The organism is Kitasatospora sp. NPDC091335 (assembly GCF_044757205.1).
Classification (GTDB): Bacteria; Actinomycetota; Actinomycetes; order Streptomycetales; family Streptomycetaceae; genus Kitasatospora.
In genome coordinates this window covers 22,148-45,601 of record NZ_JBIVUM010000023.1, presented here as the reverse complement: position 1 = coordinate 45,601, position 23,454 = coordinate 22,148, and the positions used below count along the sequence as shown (strand labels likewise).

The window sequence follows — 23,454 nt, the reverse complement described above, 5'->3', positions numbered from 1 at the left end:
GCGGCGACAGGGGACGGGGCGGACGACGGTGTGCATCGGTCCTCCTTCCGGGTCGCTGGGCGCGGGCTCTGGCCTCATCGTGCTGAACGGCACCGGGCCCTGTCAATCGTCATCTCTGCTGGTGGGAACGGGTGTTGCCGCTTCGTTTCGGCCGCTTGCGGCCCCTTGCGCCGTGTTGCGGCCGATGGCGGGGGGATGGCGGGCGCGCTGCGGGCGGGCGTTCGGCCTTGTGGCCGGGGCGCCGGGTTACTAATTTTCGGAGCGCAAGTAATCCGGGCCGGCGCGGGCGATTCCCGCGCCGGGGCCGAGGCCTGCCCGGATTCCGGTGCGACTGCCGCCGCGGTTGTGACGTTCGGTGACCGTGGTGCGGGTGCGGGTGCGGGTGCGGGTGCGGGTGCGGGTGCGGGTGCTACTGCGCGAGCAGGCGGGCGAAGTCGAGCCCGAGGCTGCCGAGGACGGGCAGCGCGCCGAGGTCGGTGACGCCGGCGACCGGGATGCTGTAGCCCTGGTTCACCACGGGGGGTGCCGCGTCGGCGGTGGCGGGCGCGGCGGTGGCGGGCGCGGCGGTCGAGAGCAGGACGGTGCCGAGGAGCAGGGCGACGAACGAGGTGCGCATCTGAGGAGGCCTCCGGAGTGGCTCGGGTGACGGCCTGTCAACACCCTCCGTGCCGGAGTGGTCACGCATCATCGCCCCTTCGGTCGCATTGGTAAAGATCCTTGCTTTGTGTTCATGCCAACATTGTGGAGGTCTGGACCACGATGCGGGCCGCCGCATACGTTCCCTTCACAAGGGTGGGCATTCGATCGGCGAACTGACGTGCTGATGTGGCGACTTGAGCCTGTCATGCCCATGATCGCAAATTCGACCGGAGGGACCGAACCATGCGTGTCATCGGCAAGAACCTCAGGATCCTCGCGGGCGCCCCGCTCGCCGCGGCCGCCCTCATCGCCCTCACCGCCGGCTCCGCCAGCGCCGCGATACCGATCAACCAGCCCATGAGCGGCAAGGCCACCTACTACAACGACGCCGGTTACGGTGCCTGCGGCGCCCAGATCAACGCCGCCACCCAGATGCTGGTCGCCGTCTCCCACACCTGGTGGACCACCGCCAACCCGAACAACGACCCGGTCTGCAAGGGCATCTCGGTCAAGGTCACCTACCAGGGCAAGACCATCACCGTCCCGGTGAAGGACCAGTGTCCCTCCTGCGACTCCACCCACATCGACCTCAGCCAGCCCGCCTTCGCCAAGCTGGCCCCGCTGGACAAGGGCGTCATCACCGGCCTGAGCTGGCAGTTCGTCAAGACCGCCCTGAACGGCCGGACCGTCGAGCTCTCCGCCCCGATCACCGGCTCCACCATCGGCTGAGGCCGGACGCGGCTCCGGCGAACGGCCCCGGCGACCGCGCTCGGCGACCGTGCCCGCACCTGACGGCCGGTCCGCCGCCCTGACGGCCGCGCCCGCCCCCGAGGCATGACGAGGGCGGGCACGGCTGCCGTACGGAATCACGGTCGCCCGTCGCCAGGCGGCACCCCCGGCCCGACGAGCGGCGGCACCATCGCCAGCAGCAGCTGGACGGCCGGGGGCGCGGTCCGCGGATGGTGGGCGAGCCCCAGGGTGACGGTCGGCACCGGAGCCGTGAGCCGGCGCAGGCAGACGCCGGGAATCCGGAACACCCGGGCCCGTCCCTCGGGGATCGGCGCGATGCCGTATCCCGCCGCCACCGCCAGCAGCAGCTGCTCGTCGTCCGGCTCCTCCCGGACGATCCGCGGGGGCCCTCCGGGCCACAGCTGCCCGGTGATCAGCGCGTGCATCCCGGGCCCGTTCTCGCGCGGCCACAGCACCACCGGCTCGTCGGCGATCCGGTGCCGGCCGATCCGGGCCCGGGTGCGGGCGAGCGGATGGCCCGCCGGAACGGCGAGCAGCAGTTCCTCCTCGGCGATGATCCGGCAGTCGAGCCCGGGGACGTCGAGCGGCGGCCGGACGAACGCCGCGTCCAGCCGCCCGGCGAGCAGCTCGGCGACGCTGTGCGACGTCCAGCCGGTCTGCAACGCCACGTCCAGCCGCGGATACCGGTTGCGGAACTCCGTCACCAGGGCGTCGCAGACCCCGCCCCGGGCGGAACGGGTGTACGCCACCCGCAGCCGTCCCTCCCGCCCCTGGACCACCGCCGCGATCCGCCCCTCGGCCTCCGCGACCTCCCGAAGCACCCGCCCGGTCTCCGCGGCGACCGCCCGCCCGACCGGGGTCAGCGCGCAGCCCTTGCTGGTGCGCTCGACCAGCTGCGCGCCGAGCTGCCGCTCCAGCGCCTTGATCTGCTGACTGAGCGCCGGCTGCGCCACGTGCAGCCGGCGGGCGGCCCGGGTGAAGTTCAACTCCTCCGCCAGCACGGAGAAGTAGCGCATGCGGCGCAGATCCATCCGGTGATGATAAGGCCGGCTTATCGCCTCGGGACAGAACCGGTCTTGGACGGCTCCCGGTGCGACCGGCTTTCCTGGAGGCGGCCGCCGACACCCGGTGGGCGGCCCTCGGAGGAGGAGTTCGCGATGGTGGATGGTGTGGCGGACGTCGTCGTGGTCGGCGGCGGGATCATCGGGCTCACCACGGCGGTCCGCTTGCAGGAGAGAGGCCGTCGGGTCGTCGTGGTGACGGCCGACGGTCTGCTGTCGACGACCTCGGCCACGGCCGCGGCCGTCTGGTTCCCGGTCGCCACGGGCACCGACAGCCGGGTCGCCGACTGGTCCGCGACGGCCTTCGCCGAGTTCGCCCGCCAGGCGCAGGACGGCGTGCCCGGCGTCTCGATGCGCGGCACCCGCATGCTGGCGCACGAGCGGCAGCCGGAGGGCCTGCCCTGGTGGGGCGCCGCCGTCCCCGACCTGCGCCCGCTCACCGCCGCCGAACGCGGCCCGGACTGCGCGGGCGGCTGGTCGTTCACGGCCCCCGCCGTCGAGATGCCGCTCTACCTGCCCTGGCTGCTCGGCCGGTTCACCGGCAACGGGGGCGAGATCGTCCACCGCCGCCTCGACACCCTCGGCCGGGCCGGGGACTGGGCGCCCGTGGTGGTCAACGCCACCGGACTCGGCGCCCGGCGGCTCTGCGACGACCAGGCCGTCCACCCGGTGCGCGGCCAGCTCGTCCTGGTCCGCAACCCCGGACTGCCCAGCTCGACCCGCATCCAGGACGACCCGGCCGGCTACACCTACATCCACCCCCGCAGCACCGACGTCGTCCTCGGCGGCACCTTCGAGGAGGACGACTGGAACACCACCCCCGACCCGGCCACGGCCGAGGCCATCCTCGCCCGCTGCACGGCCCACGTCCCCGCACTGCGCGAGGCCCGCGTCATCCGCTACGCCGCCGGCCTGCGCCCCGCCCGCCACGGCGGCCCCCGCCTCGAAGCGGACCCGGACGGCCGCACCGTCCACAACTACGGCCACGGCGGCGCGGGCGTCACCCTCAGCTGGGGCTGCGCCGACACCGCCGCCGAACTGGTGGTCACGGCGGCGGGCTGAGTTCGCTACGGTAGCGCGACCGTCCCGACCCACATAACCAACTTCGTTCCGCCGGAGGAACATTGGCCTCGATCACGCTCGACGCCGAGCGCCGCGTCCACACGGATGCCGGGCGCGTCCGGGTCGCCGCCGTGGACGCGCTGCGCTCGCTCGGCTTCCAGATCACCTCGGAGATGGCCACCGTGGTCGAGGCCCGGCGCGGCTCGGCCGTCCGTTCCGCGATGCTCCTGCCCGACCAGGTGCCGCTCGCGGCGCGCCTCCACGTCGCACCCACCGACGGCGACCACACCTCGGTGTCCCTGCACCTGACCGACCGGGCGATCTCGGTCGTCGCGCTGGGCATCCAGGACCCCTACCTGGCCGCCTTCCGGGCGACACTGCTCGCCCTCGACCGGGCCCTCACCGGCCTCGACCCGGCGGCCGGGGCGGCCGGCTTCCCCCAGCCCCGCTGGTGGTCCCGGGCACCCAGGGCCGACACCCTGGCCCGGCACCACGAGACCGGCCAGCGCCTCGTCGGCGGCGTCGCCGCCCGCGTCAACGAGCGGCTCGCCGGCGGGCGCCGCAGCGCCGGCCCGTCCCTGTGGGAGGGCATCGACCGGATCGTCTTCCACTCCCCGGCCGGCTTCCACGCGATGGACATGGCCACCGCCCGCACCCTGCTGGCGATCCCGGTGATGATCGGCAGCAGGCCGGCCGGCGTACCCGACCAACTGGCATCCGACGTCCGGCGGTTGGCGGCGGTGGTGGAGGGGCGCCTCAGTGCGGGCGGTCTCGGCTCGGTGGAGGTGGCGATCGCGGAGGCGGACCGCCCGGCCTTCGAGTTCCTGCACCGCCAGTTCGGCATCCGCTCCCGCCTGCCCGTCCGCACGCTCTGCACCTGCCGGGCCTGCCGGCAGACCAAGGTCGTGAACCTGGACCTCAAACGGCTGCGGCAGCGGAAGAACCGCCTCAGGACGATCGCCTCGGTGATGCAGACGACGTACGAGAAGGACGGCGACCCCAATCCCTTCCTGATCTTCGGGTCGATCTTCCAACAGGCCAGGATCGACCCGGACTTCGTCTGCTCGCGCTGCGAGAGCACCGCCGCCGACGAGCAGCCGGTGACCTTCTGCCCGCAGTGCGGCGACATGCGCACCGAGTCCGTCCTGGACACCTGCTCCGAGTGCGGCCACGACTTCGCGGCCCTCGCCCCGGACCTCCCCGTCTGGGACACCACACCCCCGCCCCCGCTCACCCCGCCACCCCCGCCGCCGCCCGCCGTGCCCCCGATGCCCACGGCACCGCCGGCACCTGGCTTCGCCGCACCCCGGCCCGGCTGCGGCATCTGCGGGGGTGACTACGCCGTGCTCTGGTCCGTCCGGATCCTCGACGGCCCCCACCCGGGACCGCTCACCGTCTGCGCCACGACGCCCCGTTGCTCCCCGCCGTCGATCGCCCCGCCGGTCCGGATCAGGACCTGAGGACGGTCGGCGGAGCGAGCGGACCAAGCGGGCGGCTTACTGTTCTGGAGTCCGAAGGTGGGTCCGAAGGCGGGTCCGAGAATGGGGAATCCAGGATGTCCGAGGCCAGGAAGCCGGTGTTGTACGTCGTGGTGTGCGCGGCGGGAGTCGCGGGTGGTGTCGGGGAGCTGATCTCCGCGGCCCAGGCGCAGGGCTGGGACGTCGGGGTGGTGGCGACGCCGAACGCCATGGCGCTCGTCGACGCCGACGCGATCGTCGCGCAGACGGGGCATCCGATCCGTTCGGCCTGGCGGAAGCCGGGGGAGCCCAGGCCGCTGCCCGATCCGGACGCGATCATCGTCTCGCCGGCCACCTTCAACTCCGTCAACAAGTGGGCCCTCGGCATCTCGGACACCCTCGCCCTCGGCATCCTCTGCGAGTCGTACGGCTGGGGCGTCCCGGTCGCCGTGCAGCCCTGTCTGAGCGCGGCGCAGGCGGCGCATCCGGCGTACGCGGACAGCCTGGCCAAGCTGCGGCGGATGGGGGTGCGGATCGCGGACTTCACGCCGGGCTCCTACGACTGGACGCGGGCCCTGGAGCTGCTGCGGATCTGACAGGGTGGCCGGCCGGGACCAATGGCCCTTGCAGTGTGGAGGGTGGCCCCCGGCGAGCCCGCGGAGTTAGCGTCCGCGCAGGTCAGCGAGGGTGTGGGAGGTTTCCGGTGGCGGCGGACAACGGCAAGGTGTCGTTCTGGTACGCGGCGGACGGGGTACCCGAGGCGGGCCCGGGACTGCCGGGGAGGTCGTCGACATCGCCGCCGCCGAGCGGATCGAGGCGGACATCGTCACTTCGTCTCCGGACGCTGTGCCTTCGCGCGCTGAGCCCCCGGCCGCCGAACGCCGGCCGCCGAACGACAGCGGCCGGCGGTCGGCGTCCGGTATACGGGCAGGCGGGTCCGGCCGTGTCGGGGTGGCCACCGGTGCGGCCGGCACGCCAGGATGTGCGGGTGACGGCGAACAGGGCGGATCTGCTGACGGTCTTGCGCGAACTCGACGACCCGGAGTGGCTGGAGTGGCCGGCGGACTACGACCGCGGCGCGACCGTCGCCCTGTTCCGCGGCCTCGTGGCCCGCCTGGAGGCGGACTTCTCGACCGGGTGCGGAGCCGAACAGGACGCCCAGGACTCCAGCGAGTTCGGGCGGGTCACCGTTCCCGCGGAAGCCACCGCGTGCGGCACCCGGATCGTCGTCTGCGTGAGCAAGTTCGGCTCCCTCGCGCTGGTCTGCGCCGACAATCCCGGAGCCTTCCTCGGCACCGAGGAGGCCCAGGCGGAAGGGGAACTGGATGCTGCCGACCTCGCGACCGTGCGCCGGGCACTGGTCGGGCTCGGGTACACGGTCGTTCCGGAGGAACTCCTGGAGGAGGACTACGCCGGGCCGAGCCGGCCGCCCCGGCACGTCGAGCGGCCCACCTGGTGGCACCGCTTCTACGGGACGTACTGACGGACGCACGCCGGAGACCGGTCGCCCCTGCCGCCGCCGTGGCGATCGGCCGTTCGGACGTGCCGCCGAGCGGAGCGGGTCCGGAGCGCCGACGGTGAAGGCGTGCTGAGGAGAACACTGCCGGCCCTCGCGGTCGCCCTGCTGCTCTGTGTGCCCGGGAGCGGCGCGTGGGCCAGGTCGCCGGGCTGGCAGGTGGCGGTCGTGGACCAGGCCTCGCGCAGCGTGCTGGTGTTGCAGAGCGCCGAGGAGCTGATGGCCTATCGCGGGCCGGACCGGTTGCCGGTGGTCTGGGGCTGGAGTGCCGACCGGGCCCCGGAGTTGGCGGATCTGGCGCCCGCGCGCAGCTGGACGAACCCGGACGAGGCGAAGTCCCGGTTCCGGCAGGGGCGGCGCTATCTGCTGACGACCGCCTCCGGCGGGCTGGCCGCCGCCGTGGAGGTCGTCACCGGCCGTGTCCACTGGGCGGCGGACCTGGGGCCGGTCGTCAACCCGCACAGCATCGAGCTGCTGCCGGACGGCAACGTGGCGGTGGCCGCGAGCGCGGGCGGCTGGGTACGGCTGTACGCGGCCTCGCGGGGGCCGCGGGCCGCGGCGTTCGCGGAGTTCCCGCTGCCCGGTGCGCACGGGGTGCACTGGGACGGGCGGAGCGGCCTGCTGTGGGTGCTCGGCGACACGGCGTTGACGGCGCTGCGGGTCGGCGGCACCCCCGCCGCGCCCACCCTCACGGTGGCGCGGAGCAGTGCGCTGCCCGGCAGCGGCGGGCACGACCTGGCCGCCGTGCTGGGGGATCCCGGGCGGTTCTGGGTGACCACGCTGGCGGGGCTGTGGCGCTACGACCCGGCGGCCGACCGCTTCTCCGCCGTGCACCTGGCCGATCCGGCCGCCGAGCGGGACCTGAAGAGCGTGGGCGACGAGCCCGGGACGGGCCGGCTGCTCACGGTGGCGCCCGAGCACACGGCGCCGTGCGACTGGTGCACGTCGGTGATCACCCTGCACCGCCCGGAGGGAACGCGGTCGCTGCGCGGCACGCACCTGTACAAGGCGAGGTGGTGGAGTGGCTGGTAGCAGACTTCGGACCCCGGGGAGTCGATCGTGGGGCGCGCGTCGGAGATACCACCCGAACTGCGGACGGCATCCGGCTGATGGGGCATATTGTGTGCCCCGACAAACTACTCCGATGGAGGTCAGTTTTCCGTCGCGGTCCACAAACCATCCGTCGACCCCGTTCGGCTGGGATAGCGTCGTGGGGTCGGGGGGTCGACACCGATCCGGTGTATTCGAACGCTAGTTACTGGGCCGTAATGGCCGAATGAGTCATGGAGAAAAACATGCGGAATTTCCCTGCGGAAAACCGGCCGGACGGAGTCGACGACCTTCAGCTCGCGATGGAGTCACTGGCCGCCTTCCCGTCCCGGAATGCAGGGAGCGGGGCGGATGTGACCGAGCGGCTCGCGGCCGTCCACGACTTGTGCCGGGCGGTCGACGCGGTGCTGGACAGCCTGGTCGTCCAGGCGGCCGCGGAAGCGGCCGAGGAGGGCTGGACCGCGGCCCGGATGGCGGCCGAACACTCCGGCTACTACGCCAGGTTGCAGCGCGCGCTGCTCCCCGCCGGTGCCGGGCTGACCCGGCAGTGAACGCGGTGCAGCCGGGCGCGCACGTGCTGTCCTGCCCCACCCGGTGGAGCGACGTCGACGAGAACGGGCACATCAACAACGCCCGTCTGGTCGGCTACGTCCAGGAGGGGATTCACGACCTGTTCCGCCACCACGCGACCGCCGTGCGGGAGGCCCTGTTCCCGGCCGGATTCCTTATCGCGCGGCACGAGATCGATTACCTGGAACAGCTGCACCACCGGCCCGAGCCGCTCTCGGTGCGGCTCACCGTGGAGCGGCTCGGGCGCAGTTCCGCGCAGGTCGAGGTGAATGTCTGCCGGGATCGGCTCACCTTTATGCGGGCGCGGACCGTGGTGGTCGCGCGGGACCGTGAATCCGGCCGCTCGCGCGCGCTGAGCCCGGCCGAACGGCGATTCCTCTCGGCGTTCATGACGGACGCGGCCCGCGCCCAGGCGGCCCTGGCGGCCACCACGGTGACCGCGGCGACGACCGTGACCACCGGCTCGACGGTGACCGCGCCCCCGGCCGTGACGGCCGCCGCCGTGGCCGTGACCGCTGCCGTGACCGCTGCCGCCGTGGCCGTGACCACGGCGGCGGTGACCGCGACGACACCGGCGCAGCGCGTGCCGGGCGGCCCGATGGCGCCGGCGCGCCGGCCGCGCAGGCGGTGCCACGCCTCGGCGGGGTGAACCGCCGTCCCGGGCCGGTGGCGTGCCCGGCCGGTGGCGTGGTCGACAAGCGCTTCGGTCCGCCGGACCGGCCCTCCCCGTGTCCACGAGGTTCCGTGGTCCCGCGATCCCGTGGCGGGCGGCAGGGTCCGCGGACGCCGGGGCGAGCTACCCTGAGCAGCACGGGCACCGGAACCGGTACGTCCCCCGGTGGTCACGGGCTGCGACCTCCCTCCCGGCCCAGGGCGAGCGGGCCGCTGTAGGTCCGGCCGGCGCCCGCCGACCGGAAGGAGGACGCGATGACCATCTCCTGGGAGGAATTCCTCGCCCGCGTCGTGGAGCGCGGTGAGTACCGGGGCGAGGCCGAGGCGGATCACGCCGCCCGGGTCGTGCTGGCCCTGCTCGGCGAACACCTGGTGGGCTCCGACCGGTCCGAACTCGCCGACGCGCTGCCCGTCACCTACGCCTCGCTGCTGCGCGACGCCCAGCCCGCGGCCGAGCCGCTGACTGCCGAGCGCTTCGTGCAGGCCGTCGTCGGCTGGATCCACGGGGCGAGCCCGGCGACGGCCCAGTGGGACATCGGGGCGGTGCTCAGCACCGTCGCCGACCTGGTCCCCGGGGAGGTGCTGGACCGGGTGATCGAGCAACTCCCGGACGGATACGACCTGTTGTTCGGGCATCCGGCGCGGACCTGAGCGTGTCCGGTCGCCGGTCGCCGCTATCCCGTGGTGGCCCGGAACAGCCGCGCGCCCGGGCCGGTCAGTTCGACCGGCCCGGCGCACGGGCGCAGGTACGCCGATGAGCCCGCCGGAAGCGGGAGTTCGGCGCCGCCGGGCGACCGCAGCAGAGCCTGCCCGGAGACGCAGAGCAGGATCTGCGGGGTGGCGAGGTCGACCCGGGCGGCGGCGCTGCCGGGGCGCAGCCGGGAGAGCCTGAACTCCGCCGCGGGGGTGGGGTATTCCTCCTCGAAACCCTCGAAACCCTCGAAGCCGTGTTCGGCGGGGATCGGCGCGAGCACCTCGGGCACCCCGGCGCGGAAGGACGTGACCGCCGTCAGGCCGTCCGTGTCGACGTGCTTGGGGGTGAGCCCGCAGCGCAGCACGTTGTCCGAGTTGGCCATCAACTCCACGCCGACGCCCCGGAGGTAGGCGTGCGGCACCCCGGCGTCCAGGTGGAGCGCCTGTCCGGCGGTGAGCCGGACGTGGTTGAGCAGCAGCGCGGCGAGCAGGCCCCGGTCGCCGGGGTACTCGTCGGCGAGGCGGGCGTACGCGGCGCAGCTCGCGGCGTCCGGGCCTTCCACGGCGTACGGCCCGTCGGAGGCCGCCGTGTCGCCCAGGGCCGCGGCACGGCGCAGGGCCTCCGTGACGGCGGCGAGTTCGCCGTCGGTGGCGTCCAGCCCGGCGCGCAGCAGCCCGGGCAGCACCGCCTCCGCGGGCCGGGAGCGCAGGGCGGCGGCCCAGTGCGGGAGCACGCCGAGAGCGTCCAGCAGCCGGGCGGTGCCGGCGGCCGGCCGGAATCCGCACAGGGCCTCGAAGTCACCGAGGGCACAGATGAGTTCGGGCTTGTGCCCACGGTCCTTGAACACCCGCTCGGGTGCGTCCAGGGGGATGCCCAGGGCCTGCTCCGCCGCGTACCCGGCCTCGGCCTGGGCGCGGGTGGGGTGGACCTGGAGGGAGAGCGCCCGGTCGGCGGCCAGCACCTTGAACAGGAACGGCAGCGCGGGCCCGAACCGCCGTACGGTGTCCGCGCCGAGCATGCCGTCCGGGTCGGCGGCGATCAGCCGGTCCAGCTGCCGCGGGCCGTCGTCGCCGTCGTCGCCGCAGGTCAGCAGGGACGGCGCCGACGGGTGGGCGCCCAGCCAGAGTTCGGCCTGCGGGGTGCCGTCGGGGGCGGTGCCGGTGAGCGCGGGGATGGCGGTGGGCGAGCCCCAGGCGTAGCGGCGGACGGGGTTCAGCAGGAGCGAGAAGGGAGGCATGCGGGCGGCTCCGGGGAGGATCGGCGGCAGAGCGCGGCCGCGCCGATCAGCCCGGCGTCGGTGCCGAGTTCGGCGCGGCGCACGTCGAGGCCGCGGATGTACGAGAGGGCGGCGTAGCGGTCCAGGTGCCGGGCCAGCGGGGCGAACAGCACGTCCCCGGCGGCGGCCACGCCGCCGCCGACCACGACCCTGGAGAGGTCCACCAGGGCGGCCGTGGCGGCGATCCCGGCGGCCAGCGCCTGGGCGGCGCGGTCGAAGGAGGCGAGGGCGACCGGGTCGCCCGCGGCGGCGGAGACGGCCACGGCGCGGGCCGTCCGGTCGCCGCCCACCGGCTGCCAGCCCCGGGCGAGGGCCCGGCGGGCGATCGCGGTGCCGCTGGCGAGGCCCTCCAGGCAGCCGCGGGAGCCGCACGGGCAGGGCTCGCCGTCCAGGTCGACGGTGATGTGGCCGAGGTGGCCGGCGTTGCCGCTGGGGCCCGGCCGCACCGCGCCGTCGAGCACCAGGCCGGCGCCGACGCCGGTCGACACCACCAGGCCGAGCGCGTGGTCGGCGCCCCGGGCCGCGCCCTGCCAGTGCTCGGCGGCGGCCATCGCCACCCCGTCCCCGGCGAGGCGGACGGGCAGGGTGCGGGCCGCCACCGCCGGGTGGGCGGCGACCGCGGCGGCCAGCGGGAAGTCGCGCCAGCCGGGGATGTTGACCGGGCTGACGGTGCCGCCCGCGAGGTCGACGGGGCCGGCGCTGCCGATCCCGACGGCCGTCACGGCGGCCCAGTCGGCCGTCCCGGCAAGCCGGTCCAGCACCTGGTGCACCACGGCGAGCACGGTCGGGCCCGGCTCGGTGGCCGGAGTGGGCAGCTGGAGCCGGTGCCGCAGCCGTCCGTCGGCGTCGACCAGTGCCCCGGCGATCTTGGTGCCGCCGATGTCGAGGGCGGCGAACAGCTGGGTGACGGGCACGGTGGGCTCCAGGAGGGTCGGTGGAGGGTGGCGCCCCGGCCGCGGGGGCCGAGGCGCCGAACAGCGTACGTGGACCTGCGGATCAGTGGGCCGGCCGGTCAGCGGGCCGCGCTGAGCCGGAGCGTGACCAGCTCGAACGGGCGCAGCGCGAGGCGCACCGCGCCGTCCTCGACCGTCACCTCGCCGCGGGTGCCGTCCCAGGGCCGCTCCAGCAGGTCGCAGGGGACGGCGCCGGCCAGCGGGAAGGAGGTGGTGAGCCGGCCCCTGGCGCGGCCGCCGCCGGCCTCGTAGACCCGGACGATCAGGTCACCGCTGCGGTCGTCGGCGAGCTTGACGGCGCTCACCACCAGGGCGTCGTCGTCCAGCTCCACCAGCGGCGCGACGTGCTCGGCGGTGCCGGTGACCGTCCGCTCCGGCAGGCCGATCCGGTAGCCCTCGCGGACGGCGTCGCCGATCGCGGCGCCCGGCACCAGGGCGTGCCGGAAGCGGTGCGGGCCCTGGTCGGTCTTCGGGTCGGGGAAGCGCGGGGCGCGCAGCAGCGAGAAGCGGACCGTGGTGGTGGTGCCGCCGTCGTCGGGGCGCACCGCGCGGGTGACGTCGTGGCCGTAGGTCGAGGCGGTGACCAGGGCGACGCCCCAGCCGGGCTCGTCGAGGTGGACGAAGCGGTGGTTGCAGGCCTCGAACTTGGCGGCGTCCCAGCTGGTGTTGGTGTGGGTGGGCCGGTAGAGGTGGCCGAACTGGGTCTCGGCGGCGTAGCGCTCGGTGTGGATGTCCAGCGGGAACGCGGCCTTGAGGAACTTCTCGGTCTCGTGCCAGTCGACCTCGGTGTCGATGTCCAGGCGCTGCTCGCCCGCCGGCAGGGTGAGGGTCTGGACGACGGTGGAGGAGCCGAAGGAGCGGGCGATCCGCACCGTGGCCGCGGTGGCGGAGACGGTGGCGGTGAGCGAGTCCACGCCGGTCAGGTCGGTGACGGTGTTGCGGTAGAACTGGTCCACGTCCCAGGCGTCCCACATGTTCGGGAAGTCGGGGTGCAACTGGAGCAGGTTGGCCCGGCTGCCGGGGGCGACGGTCTCCCGGCCGGTCGCGACGTCGACCGCCGAGGCGATCAGGCCGTCCGCGTCCACGACCACCTCCAGCAGACCGTTGCGCAGCGTGAAGCCGCCCTCGGTCCGTTCGACGGCCTCGCAGGCACCGTCCGGCGCGCCGAGCGGGGAGGCCCCGCCGGCCGGCACCGCCGAGCGGGTGTGCGGCGCCGCGTTGAACACCAGCTCGCGCCCGCCCGAGGCGGCCCCGGCCAGCGCCTGCTGGGCCGCGCCGATCAGCCCCTCCAGCTCCCCGGCGAGCGCCGCGTACGTGGCCTCGGCCTCACGGTGCACCCAGGCGATGGAGGAGCCGGGCAGGATGTCGTGGAACTGGTGCAGCAGCACGGTCTTCCAGATCCGGTCCAGCTGCTCGTACGGGTAGTCCGCGCCGATGCGCGACGCGGCGGTGGCGCACCAGAGTTCGGCCTCGCGCAGCAGGTTCTCGCTGCGCCGGTTGCCCTGCTTGGTCTTGGCCTGGCTGGTCAGGGTGGCGCGGTGCAGCTCCAGGTAGAGCTCGCCGACCCAGACCGGCGGGTCCGGGTACTCGGCCTCGGCCTTGGCGAAGAAGTCGGCGGGGTTCTCCCAGCGGACGGTGGCCGAGCCCTCCAGGTCCTTCATCCGGGCCGCCTTGGCGACCATCTCGCGGGTCGTGCCGCCGCCGCCGTCGCCCCAGCCGGTCGGGGCCAGCGAGTGCCGGGCGACGCCCTTGTCCTTGAAGTTCCTCGCCGCGTGGGCGATCTCGCTGCCCTTCATCGAGCAGTTGTAGGTGTCCACCGGCGGGAAGTGGGTGAAGATCCTGGTCCCGTCGATGCCCTCCCAGAGGAAGGTGTGGTGCGGGAACCGGTTCACCTGGCTCCACGAGATCTTCTGGGTGAGCAGCCACTTGGAGCCCGCGTTGCGGATGATCTGCGGCAGGCCGCCGGTGAAGCCGAAGGTGTCCGGCAGCCAGGCCTCGTGGTTCTCCACCCCGAACTCGTCCAGGAAGAACCGCTTGCCGTGGACGAACTGCCGGGCCATCGCCTCCGAACCCGGCATGTTGGTGTCGGACTCGACCCACATGCCGCCGGCCGGGACGAACCGGCCCTCGGCCACCGCCTTCCGCACCCGGGCGTACACCTCGGGGCGGTGCTCCTTGATCCAGGCGAACTGCTGGGCCTGGGACATGGTGAAGCGGAACTCCGGCTCGTCCTCCAGCAGCGCGGTCATGTTGGCGGTGGTGCGGGCCACCTTGCGGACGGTCTCGCGCAGCGGCCAGAGCCAGGCCGAGTCGATGTGGGCGTGGCCGATCGCGCTGATCCGGTGCGCGGACGGCACGGCGGGCGCGGCCAGCACCGCTTCGAGCTGTGAACGGGCGGCGGCCGCGGTGCCGTTGACGTCCTGGAGGTCGACCGCGTCGAGGCAGCGCTCGACCGCGCGCAGGACGTCCCAGCGGCGGGCGCCCTCCACCGGCAGCTCGGCCATCAGCTCGCCGAGCACCTCCAGGTCCATCACCAGCCGCCAGACCGTCTCGTCGAAGACGGCGAGGTCCATCCGGGCCAGCTTGTACTGCGGCTGGTCGCCGGCCGTCTCCTTGTCGCCCAACTCGGTTGGCAGGAAGGGGTGGTAGTCCAGGATGACAGGGTTGGAGGCGGCCTCGACGTGCAGCAGCACCTGCTCGCCGCCGGCCGCGGGGGCGGCGATCCGCACCCACTGGTTCTGCGGGTTGAGGCCCTTCACCGGGGAGCCGTCCGGCCGGTAGACCAGGCCCTCGCACTGGAAGCCCGGCATGTTGGCGTCGAAGCCGAGGTCGATCAGCGCCTCGACGGTGCGCCCGGCCCAGGCCTGCGGCACGGTGCCGGTCACGGTGATCCAGCTGGTGCCCCAGGGCGCGCCCCAGGCGTCGCCCACCGCGATCGGGCTGCGCGGGGCGGGCAGGCCCTCGGCGACCGGGACGGGCTCGCCCGGAGCCGTCCAGATGCCGGCCTCCAGCGGGACGGACTCGGGGTACACGGCCGGACGGATGCGCTCGTCCAGGACGCGCTTGAGGCGGGACTCGACCAGGGTGCGGTCATCGTGCATGTCAGCGGGCTCCGTTGCGTGCTGGGTGACAGATCAGGGAGAACGTACGTCGTCGGGGTGGACCACCTCGGTGATGCCGCGCGCGGCGAGGTGCTCGCGGTCCCCGGCGTGTTCGGCGAGCACCGCGGTCGGGCGGGCACCCGCCTCGGCGAGGCGCATGAACGCCTCGTACACCGGGCCGCCGGGGCCGCAGACCGAGCGCCGCGGCGAGGTGACCTCGTCGCCGGTGGTGACCACCACGGCGGTGCCGCGCGGCTTCGGCGGCTGCCAGGAGCGGCGCGCCTCGGCGGCGGCCTCGGCGAGCCTGGCGCCGGCCGGCTTGACCGTCCGGTCGGTGGTCAACAGGCCGAGGCTGTACTCAAGTTCGGGGAAGTCGGCGAGCGAGCGGTCGACGTCGTGGGAGCACCACCAGGTGACGCCCCACAGGTCCTGGCAGTCCAGCACGGCCGCCACGGTGTCGCCGGTGAAGCGCGCCGCGTCCCCGGCGGTGATGTGCGGGGCGGGTGCGCCGACCTCCTGGAGCCAGACCGGGCGGGCCGGGTCGTCCGCCCAGGCCTTGGACAGTTCGACCAGGTACGCGGCGTGCTGCGCGGTGGCGGTGGAGTGCGCGCCGTAGCGCTGGGCGGTGCCGTTGAACACCCAGGAGTGCACGGCGGTCGCGGCGCCGATCCGGGCCGAGTGCCAGGGGGTGAACGGGTGCTCGTCCAGGTACCAGGCCGCGTCGTACGAGGCGTGCAGGTGCAGCCCGCCGGGGGCGCCCTGCTCGCAGGCGTCGAGCATCCGGCGCAGCCAGGCCTCGGCCTCGGCGGGGGTGGCGCGGTCCGGGTCGGGGTGCGGGGCGCCGGAGAACTGGTTGATCTCGTTGCCGAGCGTCATCCCGAGGAAGTTGGGCCGCTCGCGCAGCGCCCCGGCGAGGGTGCGCAGGTAGGCGGCCTGGCCGTCGAGCACCTCGGGGTCGGTGAAGATGTTGCGCCGGTGCCAGGTCCGGGTCCAGGACGGCAGGAAGTCGAAGCTGGACAGGTGGCCCTGGAGGCCGTCCACCGCGACGTCGAGGCCGCGCTCGCCGGCCGCGTCCACCAGGGCGGTCAGCTGCTCGACGGCGCGCGGGCGGATCAGGGTGCGGTTGGGCTGGAAGACCGGCCAGAGCGGGAAGACCCGCACGTGGTCCAGGCCGAGGGCGGCGATGGAGTCGAAGTCGGCGCGCACGGCGTCGAGGTCGAAGTCGAGCCAGTGGTGGAACCAGCCGGCGCTGGGGGTGTAGTTGACGCCGAAGCGCGGAGCTGTGGTCATCGGATGGCTTCCTCAACGGGTTCGGGGCGTACGGACGGTGGGCCGACCCTCGACGGCTAGCCCTTGACGGCTCCCTCCTCGACGCCCTTGAAGAAGAAGCGCTGGCAGACGCCGAACACCACGACGATCGGCAGGAAGGCGATCATGGTGCCGGCCGCGATCAGCCGGGGGTTGGCGGAGAAGGTGCCGTTGAGGTACTGGAGCCCGACGGTGAGGGTGTACTTCTGCGGGTCGTTGAGCACGATCAGCGGCCACAGGAAGTCGTCCCAGGCGCCGATGAAGGTGAAGATCACGATCACGCTGAGCATGCCCCGCACGTTCGGCAGCCCGATGTGCCACAGCCGCTGCCAGACGTTGGCGCCGTCCACCAGGGCGGCCTGGTCGAGCTCGGCCGGGACGGCGGCGAAGGCGGTGCGCATCAGCAGCACGTTGAGCATCGCGATCGAACCCGGCAGCGCCACGCCGGCCAGGCTGTCGGCCAGGCCGAGGCCGCGCACCAGCACGTACTGGGAGACGATGGTGACCTCGCCGGGCAGGATCAGGGTGGCGAGGAAGAGGCCCATGACGAGCTTGGCGCCGCGGAAGCGCAGCCGGGCGAGCGCGTAGCCGGCCAGCGTGCAGCCGACCACGTTGCCGGTGATGCAGACCACGGCGACGATCACCGAGTTGAGCGCGTAGGTCCAGACCGGGATGGCGTCGGCGACCTTGCCGTAGTTGTCCAGGGTGGGCTGGTCGGGCAGGAAGCTCGGGGTGCGGGTGTAGACGTCCTCGGCGGGGCCCTTGAGGGAGGTGGAGAGCTGCCACAGGAACGGGCCGATGACCAGCAGCAGGACCAGTACCAGGAGCAGGTAGCGGGTGACGGTCTGGGCGGTGGAGGGGGTGTTGAAGCCCCGGCCGGCCCTGCGGGCCTCGGCACTTCCCGCCCTTCCGGTCCTTCCGGCGGTCCCGGCGGTCCCGGCGGGTTCGGTGGCCTTCGTACGGACGGTGGTCATGGGCTCAGGCCGCCTTCCGGTTCAGCCGCATCAGGAACAGCATCGGGCCGAGGGTGATCACGAACAGCAGCAGGCTCAGTGCCGAGGCGTAACCCAGGTGGCCGTTGAAGCCGCGGCTGTACATCTGGATCAGCATCACCACCGACATGTCCCGTCCGCCGGGGCCGCCCAGGCCGTTGGAGAGCACGTACAGCTCGGAGAAGACGCGCAGCGAACTCACCGAGATCAGCGCGGAGATGAGGATCATGGTCGGGCGCACCCCGGGCAGGGTGACGTGCCAGAACCGGTGCAGCGGACCGGCGCCGTCCACGGCCGCCGCCTCGTGCAGCTCGCGCGGGACGTTGGCGAGGGCGGACAGGTAGATGACCATGTAGTAGCCGAGGCCCTTCCAGACGGTCAGGGCGATCGCGCTGAACAGCAGCAGCCAGCGGTCGGTCAGGAAGGGGACCGGGGAGTCGGCCAGCCCGGCCTGCCCGAGCAGGCCGTTGACCAGGCCGCGGTCGTCCAGCACCCAGCCCCAGATCAGCGCCACCACGACGGCGGAGGCGATCACCGGGGTGTAGAACGCGGTGCGGAAGAACGTGATGCCGGGGATCTTGCGCTGCACCAGCAGGGCGATCAGCAGCGGCAGGACGGTCAGCAGGGGCAGGCAGACCAGCATGAACACGATGCTGTTGAGCAGGGCGTCGGCGAGCTGGTCGTCGTCCAGCAGCCGGCCGTAGTTCTCCAGGCCGGTGAACTGCCCGCCGCCCAGCGGCTTGGCGTTGGTGAAGGACAGGATCACCGTGTTGACGGCCGGCCACAGGTTGAAGACGGCCAGCCAGACTATCGCGGGCCCGGCGAGCAGCCAGGGGGTGAACCAACGCCGGTGGGTCATGCGGTTGCCTTCCTGGGGCCAGGGGTGGTGCGGCTGATTCCCGGGGAGCGGCGGGTGCGGGGGAGGCCCGCCGCTGCGCCGGTACGGGGTGGGGCGTCGCGGGGTGCCGTGGGGTTCCGGCGTCGCACCCTGGGGTTCCGGTGGGATGCCGTGGGGGTCCGGGCGGCGCGCCGTGGGGTCCGGTGAGGCCCGGGCGGCCTGCGTGCGCGCCGGGGCTCAGCCCTTGAGCAGCTTGTTGCACTGCTCGACGGCCGAGTCCAGCGCCTGCCTGGAGCCGGTCTCGCCGCTGATGGCCAGCGCGAACTGCTGCTTGATGATGGTGCCCATCGCGTCGTCCACCTCGACGGGCTGGATCAGCTCGGCCTTGGCGAGCGAGGTGAAGGCGATCACCTTGGCGTCGCCCGCGTTGGTGCCGTCGCTCCTGCTGAAGAACGGGTCGCCGGCGGACGCCTTGGTGGACGGGAAGACGCTGGTCAGGTGGGCGAAGGCGGCCTGGTTCTCGGGGCTGGTCACCCAGCGGGCCAGGGCCACCGCGGCGGCCGGGTTCCTGGTGGTCTTCGGGATGGACAGGCCCTGGACGTACAGCGGCGGGGTGCCCATCGCGGTGGACGGGACGACCTTCGGGGCGAGGGTCGGGTTGTCGGTGGCGAGGCTGGTGATGAAGTTGCCGCCGCCGGTGGTCCAGGCCGCGGTGCCGGAGCTGAACAGCTTGGCGTTGCCGGCATAGGTGTCGGTCAGCACCCCGTTCGGCATCAGGCCCTCCTTGAACGCGTCGCGGTACTTGTCGAGCAGTGCGGCGGCCTCGGGGGTGTTGAAGGTGAAGGTCTTCCCGTCGTCGGACATGATCTTCACGCCGATGTTGTACAGGTCGCCGATGCCGGGCTTGCGGCTCATCAGGTAGGCCTGGCCGCCGGACTTCTCCTTCATCACCCGGGCCTGGGCGATCAGTTCGTCCAGGGTGGCCGGGGGCTTCCGCGGGTCCAGGCCGTTCTTCGTCAGGAGTTCGGAACTCCAGTAGCTCACATCGGTGTTGAGGTACCAGGGGTAGCCGAAGGTGCCTTGGTGGCCGTTGAACCGGTAGGCGTCCACACCGCCGGAGACGTACTCCTCGGCGAGCTTGGGATCGGCCTTGGCGACGTCCAGCAGGACGTCCTTCTTCGCCAGCGGGAACGCGAAGTCCGGCGGGAGGTTGACCACGTCGGGCAGGCTGCCGGCGGCGGCCTGGCTGAGCACCTTGTCGGAGTAGCCCTCGCCGGGCTGGTCGAGCCACTCGACCTCGACGCCGGGGTACTTCTTCCTGAAGCCGTCGATCACGCCCTGCATGTAGTCGGTGAACTTCGGCTTCAGTGCCCAGGTCTGGAGCGAGACCTTGCCCTTGACCTCGCCGGTGGCGGCCGCGCTCGCGACCGCGTCGCTGTCCTTGGTTTCGCCGGAGCCGAGTCCGCAGCCGGTGAGCGCGGCGGTGGCGAGTGCCGTGGTGGTCAGTGCCGCCCAGATTCTGCGCATGAGGGTCTCCCGGTCCTGAGGGTGGGTGGGGGATCGTGCCGAGCTTCGGGGGTGGTGGGGCTGGTGGGGGATTATCGAACCTGAATTACTAAACCGGTCTAGCTATGGCAGGGACTATGCTCCCGCCTAAACTTGGCTGTCAAGAGAGGAGACGCGTTTCGTGGGCAGACCGACGATCGCCGACATCGCCCGCCAGGCCGGTGTCTCCAAGGGCGCGGTGTCCTTCGCGCTCAACGGCCGCCCTGGCGTCAGCGAGACGACCAGGGCCCGGATCCTGCGGGTCGCCGAGGAGATGAACTGGCGCCCGCACAGTGCCGCGCGCGCCCTCGGCGGAGCCAGGGCCGACGCCGTCGGGCTGGTGATCGCGCGCCCGGCCCGCACCATCGGCGTCGAGCCGTTCTTCAGCCAACTGCTCTCCGGGCTCCAGGCGGTGCTCTCGGCCGGCTCGGTCGCGCTGCACCTGATGGTGGTCGAGGACACCGCCGCCGAGATCGAGGTCTACCGCCGCTGGGCCTCCGAGCACCGGGTGGACGGCTTCATCGTGGTCGACCTCCAGGTCAGGGACCCGCGGCTGCCGGTGCTGGACGGGCTCGGGCTGCCCGCGGTGGTGCTCGGCGGGCCCGGCAAGGGCGGCAACCAGCTGCGGATCTGGGCCGACGACCGGGAGGCGATGCTCTCGATCGTCGACTACCTGGCCGCCATCGGGCACCGCAGGATCGCCCACCTCGCCGGGCTGCCGCACTTCCAGCACACCCAGCGGCGGATCCGCGCCCTGCGCGACGCCTCCCGCCGGCTCGGGCTGGAGGAGGCGGTGTCGGTGCCCACCGACTTCAGCGACGCCGAGGGCGCGGCCGCCACCAGGACCCTGCTGTCCCGGGCCGGGCGGCCCACCGCGATCGTCTACGACAGCGACGTGATGGCCGTCGCGGGGCTCGGCGTGGCGGGGGAGATGGGCGTCGCGGTGCCCGGCGAGCTGTCCATCGTCTCCTTCGACGACTCGGTGCTCGCCCGGATCGTCCACCCGCCGCTGACCGCGCTCAGCCGGGACACCTTCGCGCTCGGCGAGCAGGTCGCGCGCAGCCTGCTGGCGGAGCTGGACGAGGCGGGGCCGGGGCGGGACCTGCGGATGCCGACCCCGCGGCTGACCGTGCGGGAGTCCACCTCGCCGCCGGGCGCCGCGGCGGGGGCCCCGGACGGCGGTTCCGCCGCCGATCAGGCCGTCCGTTCCCCCGCGGGCGTGGTTGTTGCGCGCATCGTTGACAGCGGTTCTGAACCGGTTTAGCCTCGCAGCGCCGAGCGGGCCCCGCTCGGCGCGCTCCACCGCACCACGACCGGCTCCCGCTGCCCGTCCCGCCGTTCGTCCCGCTGCTCATGCCGCTCCCCGCCGCGCCACCCGAACGCCGAGGAAGCCGGGCAGCGGTGCGGCCCCGAGCCCCACACCATCCAGCACCGGCACGCCCACATGCAGCCGGCCCCCGTCCACGACGGCGGGCCCGCCCCCACCCTCCTCCGCTCGATCGGAGCCACCGCATGTCACGACGCCTCCCCCTGCTGCTCAGCGCCGCCCTCGCGACGGCCGCGCTGACCGTCACCCCCGCCGCATGGGCCGACCCGATACCGGCCGCGGCGCCCGCCGCCGGCGGCCAGGGCACCCAGCCCTTCGCCTCGTACTGGTACCCCGACACCATCCTGAACTGGGACCCGGCCACCGACCCGGACGCCCGCTTCAACCGCTCCCGTGTCCCGCTCCAGCCGCGCACCGGCGACCCGGCACTGCGGGCCAACCCCAACGCCCGTGCCGGCGAAGGGAAGATCGCCTCGCTGGTCTCCTTCGGGCCCACCTCCAACAACCCCTCGCAGGGCTCCGCGGATCCGAACTACTACGCCTTCGGCTACTGGCAGTACGTCGACAAGCTGGTGTTCTGGGGCGGCTCGGCCGGCGAGGGCCTGATCCTCGCACCCAACCCGACGGTGATCGACGCCGCCCACCGCAACGGCGTCAAGGTCTACGGCACGGTCTTCTTCCCGCCCGGCGCGTACGGCGGCCAACTCCAGTGGGTGCGGGACTTCGTCCAGAAGTCCGGCAGCCGCTACCCCGTCGCCGACAAGCTCGCCCAGGCCGCGCAGTACTACGGCTTCGACGGCTGGTTCATCAACCAGGAGACCGGCGGCGGCGATTCGGCCCTGGCCGGCGAACTGCGCAGCCTGATGCAGTACACCAAGGCGCAGAGCGGCACCGAGTTCATGTGGTACGACGCGATGACCACCTCGGGCGCGGTCAACTGGCAGAACGCCCTCACCTCGGCCAACTCGCCCTTCCTGCAAGAAGGTTCCAAGCGCACCTCGGACTCGATGTTCCTGAACTTCAACTGGTCGGCGAGCGGGCTGAACTCCTCCCGGACACTGGCCAGGCAGCTCGGCCGCAGCGAGTACGACCTCTACACCGGCATCGACACCGAGGCCAACGGCTACAACACCGGCGTGGACTGGAAAACCCTCTTCCCGTCCGGGAAGGCGCACACCACCTCGCTCGGGCTCTACCGCCCTGAGTGGACCTGGAAGTCCGCCACCGACCGGGCCGACTTCTACGCCAAGGACTCCCGCTACTGGGTCGGCGCGAACAACGACCCGTCCCGGACCGACCTCTCGGCGGGCTGGCCGGGCCTGGCCGGCTACGTCGCCGAGTCCTCGCCGATCACCGCCAAGCCCTTCGTCACCAACTTCGACACCGGGCAGGGCGACTTCTACAACGCGTCCGGCACCCGGGTCGCCACCGGCGGCTGGAACAACCTCTCGCTCCAGGACGTCCCGCCCACCTACCGCTGGGTGGTGGAGTCGAGCGGCAGCAGGCTCACCCCGTCCGTCGACTTCACCGACGCCTACCAGGGCGGATCCTCGCTGCGGCTGAGCGGAAGGCTGGACGCCGCCAACACCGTACGGCTGTACCAGACCAAGCTGCCGGTCGCCGCGAACACCAGGCTGGACCTGGTGGTCAAGACCCCGGCCGCCGGGCCCACCAGGCTCAAGGCCGCCGTCTCCTTCACCGACGCGCCGAGCACCTTCACCACGCTCGACGTCGGCGCCAACTCCGGTACCGGCTGGGAGCGGCACGGCCTCGACCTGTCCCCGTACGCGGGCCGCACCATCGCCCAGATCGCCCTGCGGGCCGAGGGCAGCGACCCCGGGTACGACCTGCGGGTCGGCCAAGTGGCTGTCTACGACGGCTCGGTGGAGACCCCGGCGGCACCGGCAGGCCTCACCGTGCTCGGCGCGGCCGACGTGACGCCCGGCTCCAGCCAGTCCCTGCGGCTGTCCTGGACGGCGGCGCCCGGCGGCAACGTGCACCACTACGAGGTGTACCGGCGCAACGCGGACGGCAGCCGCACCTTCCTCGGCGCCACGCCCAACGACGCCTACTTCGTCGGGCGGCTCGACCGGGCCGGCGGCGAGAGCGCCACCACGCTGGACGTCGAGGCGGTCTCCACCACCTACGGCCGCTCCGCCGCCGCCTCCACCACGGTCGGCTGGAACGGCACCCCGCCGACCTCCGCCAACCTGGCGCTGAACCGCCCGGCCACCGCCTCGGGGCAGTGCAACGCCGACGAGGGCCCGGCCAAGGCCGTCAACGGCAGCGTCAGCGGCGGGACCGCCGACAAGTGGTGCGCCCTCACCGCGGCCAAGTCGCTGGAGGTGGACCTCGGTTCGGCGAAACAGCTGGCGAAGTTCGTGGTCAAGCACGCCTCGGCGGGCGGCGAGAGCACCTCGTTCAACACCCGTGACTTCGCCGTCCAGGTCCGGTCCGGGGCGAACGACCCCTGGACGACGGTCGCCGACGTCACCGGCAACACGGCCGGCACCACCACCCACCCGGTGAACACCACCGCCCGCTACGTCCGGCTGGTGGTCACCACGCCCACCCAGAACGGTGACCCGGCCGCCCGCATCTACGAGTTCGAGGCCTGGGGCGCGTAGCCCCGGCCGGAAAGGA

Annotated in this window: 20 protein-coding genes; 11 read left to right on the top strand and 9 right to left on the bottom strand. The window is 73.2% G+C overall.

All coding sequences use genetic code 11. The features are described from left to right. Positions 1-409: 409 nt before the first annotated feature. On the bottom strand, positions 410-616 hold the full coding sequence (locus ACIQOW_RS34635; RefSeq protein ID WP_401091749.1) for a hypothetical protein: 207 nt from the start codon (positions 614-616) through the stop codon (positions 410-412). 266 nt (positions 617-882) lie between these two features. On the opposite strand from ACIQOW_RS34635, the gene ACIQOW_RS34630 reads away from it, so the two are divergent. Further along, positions 883-1,368, top strand: a complete 486-nt coding sequence (locus ACIQOW_RS34630) for a cysteine/serine endopeptidase inhibitor (protein ID WP_401091747.1) — start codon at positions 883-885, stop codon at positions 1,366-1,368. A 137-nt stretch (positions 1,369-1,505) separates the two neighbouring features. Here ACIQOW_RS34630 and ACIQOW_RS34625 read toward each other — a convergent pair whose 3' ends face one another. Then, a complete protein-coding gene (locus ACIQOW_RS34625) occupies positions 1,506-2,420 on the bottom strand; it encodes a LysR family transcriptional regulator (RefSeq protein WP_401091745.1) in 915 nt (304 codons plus the stop codon). Between the two features lie 126 nt (positions 2,421-2,546). Here ACIQOW_RS34625 and ACIQOW_RS34620 point away from each other — a divergent pair, with 126 nt between their 5' ends. The 8 genes from ACIQOW_RS34620 to ACIQOW_RS34585 all read left to right on the top strand — a co-directional run bounded on the left by ACIQOW_RS34620 (position 2,547) and on the right by ACIQOW_RS34585 (position 9,428). Continuing rightward, positions 2,547-3,512: an FAD-dependent oxidoreductase gene (locus ACIQOW_RS34620; RefSeq protein ID WP_401091743.1), complete on the top strand. Its 966-nt coding sequence runs from the start codon at positions 2,547-2,549 to the stop codon at positions 3,510-3,512. A 62-nt stretch (positions 3,513-3,574) separates the two neighbouring features. Further along, on the top strand, positions 3,575-4,972 hold the full coding sequence (locus ACIQOW_RS34615; RefSeq protein WP_401091741.1) for a hypothetical protein: 1,398 nt from the start codon (positions 3,575-3,577) through the stop codon (positions 4,970-4,972). 95 nt (positions 4,973-5,067) lie between these two features. Beyond that, complete coding sequence (locus ACIQOW_RS34610) at positions 5,068-5,565, top strand: flavoprotein (RefSeq protein WP_401091739.1); 498 nt, start codon at positions 5,068-5,070, stop codon at positions 5,563-5,565. A 392-nt stretch (positions 5,566-5,957) separates the two neighbouring features. After that, positions 5,958-6,452 (top strand): hypothetical protein, encoded by a 495-nt coding sequence (locus ACIQOW_RS34605; protein ID WP_401091737.1) that lies wholly within the window; start codon positions 5,958-5,960, stop codon positions 6,450-6,452. A gap of 102 nt (positions 6,453-6,554) precedes the next feature. Next, positions 6,555-7,517 (top strand): DUF6528 family protein, encoded by a 963-nt coding sequence (locus ACIQOW_RS34600; RefSeq protein ID WP_401091735.1) that lies wholly within the window; start codon positions 6,555-6,557, stop codon positions 7,515-7,517. 371 nt (positions 7,518-7,888) lie between these two features. Beyond that, positions 7,889-8,086 (top strand): hypothetical protein, encoded by a 198-nt coding sequence (locus tag ACIQOW_RS34595; RefSeq protein ID WP_049657510.1) that lies wholly within the window; start codon positions 7,889-7,891, stop codon positions 8,084-8,086. After that, positions 8,083-8,754: an acyl-CoA thioesterase gene (locus ACIQOW_RS34590; RefSeq protein ID WP_401091732.1), complete on the top strand. Its 672-nt coding sequence runs from the start codon at positions 8,083-8,085 to the stop codon at positions 8,752-8,754. Before ACIQOW_RS34595 ends, ACIQOW_RS34590 begins: the two co-directional genes overlap by 4 nt. A gap of 278 nt (positions 8,755-9,032) precedes the next feature. After that, positions 9,033-9,428, top strand: a complete 396-nt coding sequence (locus ACIQOW_RS34585; protein ID WP_401091730.1) for a DUF2267 domain-containing protein — start codon at positions 9,033-9,035, stop codon at positions 9,426-9,428. A 23-nt stretch (positions 9,429-9,451) separates the two neighbouring features. Here the strand turns inward: ACIQOW_RS34585 and manA are convergent, their stop codons facing one another. The 7 genes from manA to ACIQOW_RS34550 all read right to left on the bottom strand — a co-directional run bounded on the left by manA (position 9,452) and on the right by ACIQOW_RS34550 (position 19,466). Beyond that, on the bottom strand, positions 9,452-10,708 hold the full coding sequence (manA, locus tag ACIQOW_RS34580; protein WP_401091728.1) for a mannose-6-phosphate isomerase, class I: 1,257 nt from the start codon (positions 10,706-10,708) through the stop codon (positions 9,452-9,454). Next, positions 10,684-11,661 (bottom strand): ROK family protein, encoded by a 978-nt coding sequence (locus ACIQOW_RS34575; RefSeq protein ID WP_401091726.1) that lies wholly within the window; start codon positions 11,659-11,661, stop codon positions 10,684-10,686. Before ACIQOW_RS34575 ends, manA begins: the two co-directional genes overlap by 25 nt. Before the next feature lie 98 nt (positions 11,662-11,759). Then, positions 11,760-14,801: an alpha-mannosidase gene (locus ACIQOW_RS34570; protein WP_401091724.1), complete on the bottom strand. Its 3,042-nt coding sequence runs from the start codon at positions 14,799-14,801 to the stop codon at positions 11,760-11,762. A gap of 33 nt (positions 14,802-14,834) precedes the next feature. Beyond that, entirely contained in the window at positions 14,835-16,091 is a 1,257-nt protein-coding gene (locus tag ACIQOW_RS34565; protein ID WP_401091722.1) for a glycosyl hydrolase, read from the bottom strand. Positions 16,092-16,147: 56 nt separating this feature from the next. Next, positions 16,148-17,083, bottom strand: coding sequence for a carbohydrate ABC transporter permease (locus ACIQOW_RS34560; RefSeq protein ID WP_401091720.1), 936 nt, complete (start codon positions 17,081-17,083; stop codon positions 16,148-16,150). A gap of 4 nt (positions 17,084-17,087) precedes the next feature. After that, positions 17,088-17,960 (bottom strand): carbohydrate ABC transporter permease, encoded by an 873-nt coding sequence (locus ACIQOW_RS34555; protein WP_401091718.1) that lies wholly within the window; start codon positions 17,958-17,960, stop codon positions 17,088-17,090. 216 nt (positions 17,961-18,176) lie between these two features. Beyond that, on the bottom strand, positions 18,177-19,466 hold the full coding sequence (locus ACIQOW_RS34550) for an ABC transporter substrate-binding protein (RefSeq protein ID WP_401091716.1): 1,290 nt from the start codon (positions 19,464-19,466) through the stop codon (positions 18,177-18,179). Between the two features lie 160 nt (positions 19,467-19,626). Here ACIQOW_RS34550 and ACIQOW_RS34545 point away from each other — a divergent pair, with 160 nt between their 5' ends. Together ACIQOW_RS34545 and ACIQOW_RS34540 are read left to right on the top strand one after the other, a co-directional pair. Beyond that, positions 19,627-20,748 carry a LacI family DNA-binding transcriptional regulator gene (locus ACIQOW_RS34545; protein WP_401091714.1) on the top strand — a complete coding sequence of 374 codons (1,122 nt, stop codon included), beginning with the start codon at positions 19,627-19,629 and terminating at the stop codon, positions 20,746-20,748. A gap of 248 nt (positions 20,749-20,996) precedes the next feature. Continuing rightward, positions 20,997-23,438 carry a discoidin domain-containing protein gene (locus ACIQOW_RS34540; protein ID WP_401091713.1) on the top strand — a complete coding sequence of 814 codons (2,442 nt, stop codon included), beginning with the start codon at positions 20,997-20,999 and terminating at the stop codon, positions 23,436-23,438. Positions 23,439-23,454 lie beyond the last annotated feature (16 nt).

Bases quoted from the DNA above. Each gene is read 5' to 3' on its own strand.
- ACIQOW_RS34635 (WP_401091749.1), bottom strand. From the start codon at position 616: ATGCGCACCTCGTTCGTCGCCCTGCTCCTCGGCACCGTCCTGCTCTCG.
- ACIQOW_RS34630 (WP_401091747.1), top strand. From the start codon at position 883: ATGCGTGTCATCGGCAAGAACCTCAGGATCCTCGCGGGCGCCCCGCTC.
- ACIQOW_RS34625 (WP_401091745.1), bottom strand. From the start codon at position 2,420: ATGGATCTGCGCCGCATGCGCTACTTCTCCGTGCTGGCGGAGGAGTTG.
- ACIQOW_RS34620 (WP_401091743.1), top strand. From the start codon at position 2,547: ATGGTGGATGGTGTGGCGGACGTCGTCGTGGTCGGCGGCGGGATCATC.
- ACIQOW_RS34610 (WP_401091739.1), top strand. From the start codon at position 5,068: ATGTCCGAGGCCAGGAAGCCGGTGTTGTACGTCGTGGTGTGCGCGGCG.
- ACIQOW_RS34585 (WP_401091730.1), top strand. From the start codon at position 9,033: ATGACCATCTCCTGGGAGGAATTCCTCGCCCGCGTCGTGGAGCGCGGT.
- manA (WP_401091728.1), bottom strand. From the start codon at position 10,708: ATGCCTCCCTTCTCGCTCCTGCTGAACCCCGTCCGCCGCTACGCCTGG.
- ACIQOW_RS34570 (WP_401091724.1), bottom strand. From the start codon at position 14,801: ATGCACGATGACCGCACCCTGGTCGAGTCCCGCCTCAAGCGCGTCCTG.
- ACIQOW_RS34565 (WP_401091722.1), bottom strand. From the start codon at position 16,091: ATGACCACAGCTCCGCGCTTCGGCGTCAACTACACCCCCAGCGCCGGC.
- ACIQOW_RS34560 (WP_401091720.1), bottom strand. From the start codon at position 17,083: ATGACCACCGTCCGTACGAAGGCCACCGAACCCGCCGGGACCGCCGGG.
- ACIQOW_RS34555 (WP_401091718.1), bottom strand. From the start codon at position 17,960: ATGACCCACCGGCGTTGGTTCACCCCCTGGCTGCTCGCCGGGCCCGCG.
- ACIQOW_RS34550 (WP_401091716.1), bottom strand. From the start codon at position 19,466: ATGCGCAGAATCTGGGCGGCACTGACCACCACGGCACTCGCCACCGCC.
- ACIQOW_RS34540 (WP_401091713.1), top strand. From the start codon at position 20,997: ATGTCACGACGCCTCCCCCTGCTGCTCAGCGCCGCCCTCGCGACGGCC.